The organism is Peribacillus sp. N1 (genome assembly GCF_054600815.1).
Genome location: NZ_BAAHZO010000066.1, coordinates 1 through 252 on the forward strand (window position 1 = coordinate 1; position 252 = coordinate 252).

Annotated in this window: 1 pseudogene; it reads right to left on the bottom strand. The window is 60.3% G+C overall.

The window, feature by feature from the left end:
* Positions 1-252 (bottom strand): annotated as a pseudogene (locus ACYP5M_RS26640) (hypothetical protein); the annotation flags it as partial.

Below are 252 nucleotides of genomic sequence, written 5' to 3' on the forward strand. Positions count from 1 at the left end.
TGGCAGACCTCCGTTTTGCCTGCCCATCATCATGCCTGGCTGACCTCCGTTTTGGCCGCCCATCATCATGTCTGGCTGACCTCCGTTTTGGCTGCCCATCATCATGTCCGGCTGACCTCCGTTTTGGCCGCCCATCATCATGTCCGGCTGACCTCCGTGTTGGCCGCCCATCATCATGTCCGGCTGATCACCGTGTTGGCCGCCGCCCATCATCATGTCCGGCTGACCTCCGTTTTGGCCGCCCATCATCAT